This window comes from Methylorubrum zatmanii (assembly GCF_014845115.1).
Lineage (GTDB): Bacteria > Pseudomonadota > Alphaproteobacteria > Rhizobiales > Beijerinckiaceae > Methylobacterium > Methylobacterium zatmanii.
The window spans coordinates 1-7,743 of the sequence record NZ_NKUI01000018.1 but is presented as its reverse complement, the minus strand read 5'-3'; the positions used below and the strand labels follow the sequence as shown (position 1 = coordinate 7,743).

General features: G+C 70.1%; 4 protein-coding genes and 2 pseudogenes. All 6 read right to left on the bottom strand.

Annotated features, from left to right (window positions below):
* Positions 1–3,369, bottom strand: a 3,369-nt coding sequence (locus MZTS_RS02625) for a non-ribosomal peptide synthetase (RefSeq protein ID WP_192281196.1), incomplete at its 3' end; no start/stop codon positions are given.
* Positions 3,370–3,526: 157 nt separating this feature from the next.
* Positions 3,527–4,018: pseudogene (locus MZTS_RS25640) on the bottom strand (AAA family ATPase); the annotation flags it as partial.
* A gap of 70 nt (positions 4,019–4,088) precedes the next feature.
* The gene (locus MZTS_RS02620) at positions 4,089–5,444 is read right to left on the bottom strand and encodes a DDE-type integrase/transposase/recombinase (protein WP_009865441.1); all 1,356 of its coding nucleotides are present in this window, start codon (positions 5,442–5,444) and stop codon (positions 4,089–4,091) included.
* 1 nt (position 5,445) lies between these two features.
* Positions 5,446–6,330: a hypothetical protein gene (locus tag MZTS_RS02615; RefSeq protein WP_192281193.1), complete on the bottom strand. Its 885-nt coding sequence runs from the start codon at positions 6,328–6,330 to the stop codon at positions 5,446–5,448.
* Positions 6,331–6,342: 12 nt separating this feature from the next.
* On the bottom strand, positions 6,343–7,134 hold the full coding sequence (locus MZTS_RS02610; RefSeq protein WP_192281190.1) for a hypothetical protein: 792 nt from the start codon (positions 7,132–7,134) through the stop codon (positions 6,343–6,345).
* A 197-nt stretch (positions 7,135–7,331) separates the two neighbouring features.
* Positions 7,332–7,743, bottom strand: a pseudogene (locus MZTS_RS02605) (transposase); the annotation flags it as partial.

Below are 7,743 nucleotides of genomic sequence, written 5' to 3'. Positions count from 1 at the left end.
TAAAAGCGGCGCGCCGCTTTCGCGGCGGGCGTCGGCGAGATCCCGGAAGCCGCGTTCGAGCAGGGCGGCGGTGACGTCGAGGAGCGGCGAATTCAGCGTGATCTCGGTGGCGATCAGCACGCCGCCGGGCCGGAGCAGCCGGCGGCAGCGGCGCAGCAGAGCGCCGAAGTCGCGGGTCCGGTGCAGGGCGTTGAAGGCGAGCAGGACGTCGAAGCCGTGGGCCGGCATGCCCTGCGTTTCGGGATCGCGCTCGGGATCGAGAACCTGCCAGGCGGCATCACCCGGGTTCAGGCCGCGCGCGGCGTCGAGCAAGAGCGGCGAGGGATCAGTGATCACGGCCTCCGCCGCCCGCACCTGCCCGAGCCAGTCCTGAGTGGCGAGACCGTGCCGCGCGCCGATCTCGAGGATGCGAAGCCTGTGGCCGTCGGACCGCGCCGCCTCGGCCGCTCGGTCCAGGGCGGCACCGATGGCCCGGTTCACCGCGACGGCACGGGGATGCAGCCGGCCGAGCCGGTCCGGGCTCAGCGCCGCACCCTCCCCGTAGAACAGCGCGAGGGCGTCGTCCTGCCCCCCGAGAACGGCATGCCGCCCCGGTCCGGCCTCCCGCAAGGCATCGACGATGGCGCCGTCCACGTCGAAGTGCTCGCCACTCCGTCGAAGCGCGGCCCAGGTCGAGGCAGAGAGGCGTCCGCGCCAGAGGGAACCGGTGCGTTCGATCTCGCCCGTGGCTTCGAGCAGGGCGAGCCAGCGCGGCAGAAGCACCTTGAAATCCGGCGCGAGACTGAGGCGCCGGACGAGATCGGCCGCATCGTGTTCGGTCTCGTCTGTGAAGGCGCCGGCCGTGGACAGGAGATCGCGCACGCATTGCGCGGCGAGATCCCGCTGCCAGTCCCAGAACGCGTCGAGCCGGTCGGCCCCTCGGCCCAAGGCAGAAACCGCCTCTCCCAGGCCGGCGGCGAGCGCCCGGTTCGCCGCGACGCTCCCCGGTTCGGCCTCTCGAATGCGGCAGAGCGTGGGTGAGCCGTCGTCCGGCTCGGCGAGAACGACCCAGGCAGCGAGGCTGCGACTGCCCCCGTCGGAGCCGGTCGCGTCAGCCACCGCCTCGGCGATCCCTGGATGAGCGGCGAGCGCGGCCTCGATCTCGCCGAGCTCAATGCGGTGCCCGGCGATCTTCACCTGTCCGTCGCGGCGCCCGAGGAACTCCAGGGTGCCGTCGGGCCAGTAACGGGCGAGGTCGCCGGTCCGGTAGAGCCGGCCGTGGCGCGGATGGACGAAGAAGGCGGCATCGGTGCGGGCCGGATCGCGCTCGTAGCCGAGCGCAAGGCCGGCTCCGCCGATATGCAGGTCGCCCGCCACCCAGTCGGGCCGGTCGCGGCCCAGGGCATCGAGCACCCGGTAGCTCTGGTTGGCCAGCGGCCAGCCGTAGGGAATCGAGCGCCAACCAGGCGCGACCGCCTCGACCGGGAACCAGTTCGACCAGATCGAGGCCTCGGTGGCACCTCCGAGCGCGACCAAGCGGCAGCCGGGCACGCGGGCGGCGAGGGTGGCAGGCAGCTTGAGCGGGATCCAGTCGCCCGAGAGCAGGGTGAGGCGCAGGCTCTGCAGCGCCTCGGCCGGCTCATCGAGGAGAAGGTCGAACACCGCCGGCACCGAGTTCCACACGGTGACGCCGTGGCGGTGCACGAGGTCGGCCCAGTGACCCGGATCGTGGCTGCTCCGCGCCTCGGGCAGTACCAGGGCTGCGCCCGCGGCGAAGGCGCCGAACAGGTCGTAGACGGAGAGATCGAACCCGAGCGCCGAGAAACCGAAAAGCCGGTCCTCCTCTCCGACGCCGAAACGCGCGTTCACATCGCGGATCGTGTTCATCGCGCCGCGATGGTCGATGAGCACTCCCTTCGGCACCCCGGTCGAGCCCGAGGTGTAGATCACGTAGGCTTCGTCGGCGCCGCCGCGGCCGGGGGCGGCGCCGGCTTCCGGCAGGTCGCGGCAATCCGCTTCGTCGGCAACGAGGAGGGTCGCCTCGACCGCTGGCAGGTCCGGGCGCAGCGCACCCTGGACCAATGCGAGCCGGATGGCGCTCGTGGCGAGGATCATAGCCATGCGCGGGGCCGGCATGTCGGGATCGATGGGAACGTAGACGCCTCCCTGCGCCAGCACGGCGAGGCAGGCGGCGGCCTGTTCCGGGCCCTTGCGCATGAGGATCGCCACCCGCTCGCCGGGCTTCAGCCCGGCGGCATCCAGGCGGCCGGCGAGGCGCCGGCTCCAAGCTGCGAGGCGGCCGTAGGAATAGGTGTCCTCGCCGACGATCAGCGCCGTGCTCCCGGGCCTGCGGGCGGCCTGAGCGAAGAAGGCGCCGTCGAGCGTCTCCTCCGGCTGGGGAGCAGCCGTAGCGTTGACGCGTGCGCGGGTCGCGACCTGCCCCTCCGGAAGCAGCGGCCCCATCGGCTGCCGCCAAGCCTCTTCCCAGCCCTCCTCGGAGTTGGCGAGCCGCGCGAGCAGCGCCTCGTAGGCCGCGAACATCGCCGGGATCAGGCCGTCGGGGAACAAGGCCTCGACCACGTCCCAGTTGTAGAGAAGCTGGCCTTCGAGTTCGGAAACCTGATGGTCGAGCCAGACCTGAGGGGTCTGGGTGATGCCGTGGACCACCGTGCCGAGCGGATCGCCGGTGCCGGCGCCCTTGGTCGGGTCGAGCATGCCGAGTTGGCTCGTGAACACGACCGGGGCCAGCACCGGATCCTCCGGCGGGCGGCCGCGGTTGAGTTCGCGCAGCACGTCCACGGCGCCGACGCCGCGATGCTCCAGATCCTCCAGCATCCGCGCCTGGAGCGCCTCCAGGCGCCGATGAAAGGGCGCCTCCTCACGGCAATCGACTTCCAGAAGCGTGACGCAGGTGAAGTCGCCGACGAGGCGCGGCACGTCCGGATGCAGGGGCAGCCGGTCGAAGATCGTGAGGTTGAGGCTGAAGGCGGCCCCATCGCTCCATACGGCGAGCACTTCGCTGAAGGCGCCGATCAACAGAGTCGCCGGGGTGACGCCGAAGCTGCGGGCGCGTTCGCGCAGGCCCTGCCAAGTCTCCGCCGAAAGGTGCCCGGCATGCCGGACGAAGCGCGGTTTGCCGAGGCGGGTCGGCGCCTGCGCCAGGGGAAGCTGGGGCGCCGGCGGAAGGGTGCCGAGCCGCCCCATCCAGTAGGCGCGGTCCCGTTCGAGCTGCGCCGCCCGCTCCGGTGAGGGATGCGCCTTGGCGAGGACGTAGTCGCGGAACGAGATCGCGAAGGGTTCGAGCCCCGCCGCCGTGACCGAGCCCGCCATGTAGACGCGCCCGAGTTCCTCCCACAGCACCTGGGAGCTGGTGACGTCGTTGATCAGCATGTCGATGCTGATGTGAAGTCGGGTGCGGCCGCCGGGCAGACACGAGCGACCTGAAGGTCTCCTGCTCCGCCTCGTCGCGGAAGGGCAGGGGCCTCAGGAAGGCGTTCGGGCCAGCCCGCTCCTGCACCGCGTCGCTGCCGTCGAAGAGCGCCTGCAGGTTCGGCGAGGCGGTGATGGCGATGGGAAACCCGGACGCGTTCTGCATCGAGATCAGCATACTGGCGGTCTTGGCGACGTCGGCGTCGCTTCCGGTCCTGAAGAGGTTCTGCACCTCGTCCAGGGCCAGGAGCGTGACGCCGTTGTCGTTGGCGATGTCGATTGCCCGCCGGATCGCGTCGCGCTCCCTGTCCTGGGGCAGGCCGGGCCGGCGGCGATGGAGCTTGAGATCCTCGAACAGGGCGAGGATGCGCTGCGCCACGCCGAGCGGCGTGTCGCCGGCCGCGATCTCCACGTAGACGACAAGGTGGCCGTTGCCGCTGATGAGCTGTTCGAGCCGCTTCTCGACCATGACGCCGGTGAGCTTCTCGATGTGCCGCTTGAGGGTCTCGCTCTTGCCACAGCGGGAATAACCTCGGACGTAGCCGACCGTCGCCTCGCGCTGGCCCGCGGGCACGTCGGTGAGGATGTCCAGAGTGTCGGCCGCCAGCATGATGGAAGGATGGCGGATGAAGATCCGCTCGATGTAGCCCAGGCGCTTCGGCCGCGGGAGCTCGTGGAGCCTAGTCGCCATCCCGGTCATCCTCCACCTCGTCGAGGAAGTCGGAGAGGTCGATGTCGTCGACGGTCATCGGGGCCTGCGCCGTGGAGGCAGCGCCGCCCTTGCGCACCTTGGGGACCTGAGGGCCCGCGAGCTTGGCGGCACTGGCCTCGACCTCCTTGAAGACGTCTAGGCGGACAGCCTCCTGTTCGACCCGCGACAGGGCATGCTCCGACACCCCGTCGACCATGACGCCGGCGAACCGGGCCGCGGTCGCCGCGGCCTTCGCGCCCTCCGGCTTCGAGCCCGAGCCGTCGAGGTCGACGCCCATGTAGTCCAGCGAGCGCTTGAACAGCTGCTCGAACCCGGCCTCGTAGTCGGCGGCCGAGGTCGGGTCCTTCTTCTTCCTCAGCAGCAGCGCCTCGACGACCTCGTCCTGCCACCGGGTCCGCCCGTGGGCCGCGGCCTTCGTGCACGGCACCGCGATCTCGCACGGGGGCCTCGCGCCGGGGACCGTCACGTACATCACCCCGACGTTGCGCAGCGGCACCCGGGCCGTCAGCGGCGTCATCCGCTTCCGGCGCGCTCCGTGATCCCCGGAGGTGCGTCGAAGCTCCTGCAGGGCGGGGCTCTGGTAGAACTTGTTCTGCCAGCGGATGCCCTCGCGCCCGGCCTTCACCTCGACCTCGATGGAGGCGATGACGTCGATCCGTGCCTGTTCGTCCGGCGTCAGGAGCCTCGGCGTCACCGAGCGCATCCCGCGGAGCCATCGCTGCTCGGGGGTGTCCCAGTCGAGCCCGGCCTGCTTCCTGCGCGCGTAGACCGTGATGAGGTACTCGTGCAGGAGGCCGACGATGTCGTCGAGCTCGATCCTGGCCTCCTGCATCGGGTCCGCGGCGCCCCGGGTGCGCGGGCTGGAGCCAGTCCGGCCCTTCATCCAGCCGAGGAAGTCGCGGGAGAACGTGCCGAAGTGGCGCTCGATGTACGGCTTGTCGTCGGGGAAGCTCGGGCGGGCGAGCTCGAAGCCGATGCCCACCCTGCCGAGGGCCAGGGCCATCTGGCGCCCGACGAACTCCGGTGCCCGGTCGTAGCGGATCTTGACCGGCTTCCCGGAACCGAGGAGCGCGCCCTCGATGTGCGGGAATCGCGTCGCCACGTAGGTCTTCTCCTGGACCCCGTGCGAGACGCACATCAGCGCAGGCAGCAGGCCGGTCCCCTCGAACGACGGGTAGAAGCCGACCGGATAGCCGGAGTGGACGTCGTAGGCGGCCGTGATGCCGAACCGACCCAGGCCGCACGTCGACAGCATTCGCCCGAGAGGGGTCTCGCCGAGTACCGGGATGAGGTCCACGACGTGGTGGTCCATCTCCCAGAGCATGTTAAATACGGCTCGGGCGCGTCAGCTTGCCGACGGCCCCGAATTCCAGGTCGGCCTCGTGGTTGCCGTCGACCCGCGCCTTGCGGATCCAGGCGTCGAACCGATTGAACTCGTCGTTCACGAGGGTCGGGCACGCCTCGGGAAGGCTGATGTCCTCGACTCGGTTGGTGTCCCTGATCTTCTCGTTGACCAGGATGCGGATCTTCGAGGGACCGAGATGGGGAAACTCGTGCGTCGTCTCGCGGATCGTCATCGCGATGATGTCGAGCACCCGGCGCGGGACCTGGCGCTCGTAATCACGCAAGGCATTGCCGTGAACGTTGGCCACGGGCGACCTCTTGAGGCGCTCGGACTTCTCCAGCCAGCGCAGCAGGCTCCTGCCCGAGCGCCTCTGCGGTGGTACGAGGCCCATCGCCGGGAGCACGACATCGATGGCCGCGAGCACGACCCGCGCGTTCAACTCGTTACGGGCGAACGTCCCGCCCTCCTCGGTAGCCTGGTCGATCCGGCGCCAGAACTCGTCGACGTAGAGCCCCTTTACGTCGCTCCTATCGCGCACGGGGACGGGTAGCGCCTGGTAGGCGATGTCGAGAAGGGTGGTATCCTCGCCCAGGCCGGTGACGTCGACCCCCTTCCGGCCGGGACGTCTCGCCTCCCCCTTGGCGATCTTCCGAATGTACTCCGTCGGCATGAGCCGCAGCATCGTGAGGCCGCGGGCCTCCGGCTTGAAGAACATCGGGCTGGCGCCCTCCTCCTTGTGGAGGAACGAGTAGGGTTCGCCGTCGAAAAATACGAAATCCCCGACCTCCAGGTCGTCGGGCATGATGTGGTCGAGCGTGAGGGCGCTCGGCGGCGGGGACCCTTCTTGGGTGAGGATGTCGTTCATCGATGCCTCCCCTCAGCGGACCAGGATCACGGCGGCGCCGCGGTCGAGGGGTGCGTGCAGGTCCACGGCGAGGGCGCCCTCGCTCACGCGGGCCAGCACGGTCCCGCGCGGGTCGGATGCCTCGCGGATGGCGTCGGCGGCCGCGCCGAGGGTCGACGTACCGCCCGAGGCGACGAGGTGGTCGTGCAGGCGCACCCGGTCTGCATCGGTGATGTGTCGGCCGCCGTTGGCGATCAGCTCGTCCACGGTCTCGGGATCGCCCATGGCCGCCATGCCGGTGTCGAGGAGCAGCATCCACAGGAGGCCGCAGCGTCGGTAGGCGGCCCGGACCTCCCGCAGGCGGGAGCGGACGTCCCTCGCCCGCTCCCAGCGCCGGCGGCCCCGCTCGTCGTGCGGGCTCACGGGCCGCGGGGGGCGCAGGTCGCGCTCGCGCTTGACCTCGATCCGGGCCTCCACGCCGGAGATGACGGCAAGGAAGTCCGGGGTGTACCTGAACGGCTTGGAGCACTCGGTCGTGACCCGAATGGTCTCAGGCTGGGCATGGAACGCCTCGATGGACGGATGCACGTCCATCAGCCGCACGCAGCGCTCCTCCGGCCCGGACTCGTAGACGACGTGCCCGGCCATCTTCCACGAGAAGTGGCCGCCGACCTTGCGGCCGCCGCCGCGCTCGATGATGCGTCGGACAGCCTCCCATTCCGGCAGACGGAACACCTCGACGCCGTGGCCGAGCTGTTCGAAGCGCACCTCCGGCGCCTTGGGCTTCGTGGCGGAATTGCCGGGCCGTCCCTTGAACTTGGGCATGACTTCTCACTCCCGCGGACGCTGGGCGCCCTGCTGGCTCGGCCTTTCGACCGGGTGATTGCTTGATGCCGGGGAGGGCAGGGGCCTGGGTGGCGCACGTCATCGCTCACGCGCCGCTTGCGCCGCGACTCGTGGGATGCGATCGTCACCGGGCAACGAAATCGGGATGCCAGTCGACGGGTCTTTTCTAGAGGCTGTTATGAACCAGCTGCGAGTAGAGCGGCCTTTTTGAGCATGAGACAGACGAAGGCGACGAGGTGCAGGTCGGCCAACGTGCTGGCGTAGCGCTCGTAGTCTTTGACGAGCCGGCGGAAGCGGGTGGCCCAGGCGAAGGAGCGCTCGACGACCCAACGCCGGGGCAGCAGCACGAAGCCGCGCTTGGCCTCGGGCAGCTTCACGACCTCCAGTTCGATGCCGTGCTTGCGTGCGGCTGTCGCCGCCTTGTCGCCGGCTCGACGCTGTCGCCAGTGGCCGCCTGCACGGCCTTGGTCAGATGCTCGACTTGGGCGCGGTCATCGGCGTTGGCGGGCGTGACGTGCAGGGCCAGAAGATGGCCGAGCGTGTCCACCGCCATGTGCAGCTTCGAGCCCTGCTTGCGCTTGGCTCCGC

What these genes read in the sequence shown, in the direction of transcription:
- MZTS_RS02615 (WP_192281193.1), bottom strand. Translation starts at nt 6,330, where the DNA reads ATGAACGACATCCTCACCCAAGAAGGGTCCCCGCCGCCGAGCGCCCTC.
- MZTS_RS02610 (WP_192281190.1), bottom strand. Translation starts at nt 7,134, where the DNA reads ATGCCCAAGTTCAAGGGACGGCCCGGCAATTCCGCCACGAAGCCCAAG.
- MZTS_RS02620 (WP_009865441.1), bottom strand. Translation starts at nt 5,444, where the DNA reads ATGCTCTGGGAGATGGACCACCACGTCGTGGACCTCATCCCGGTACTC.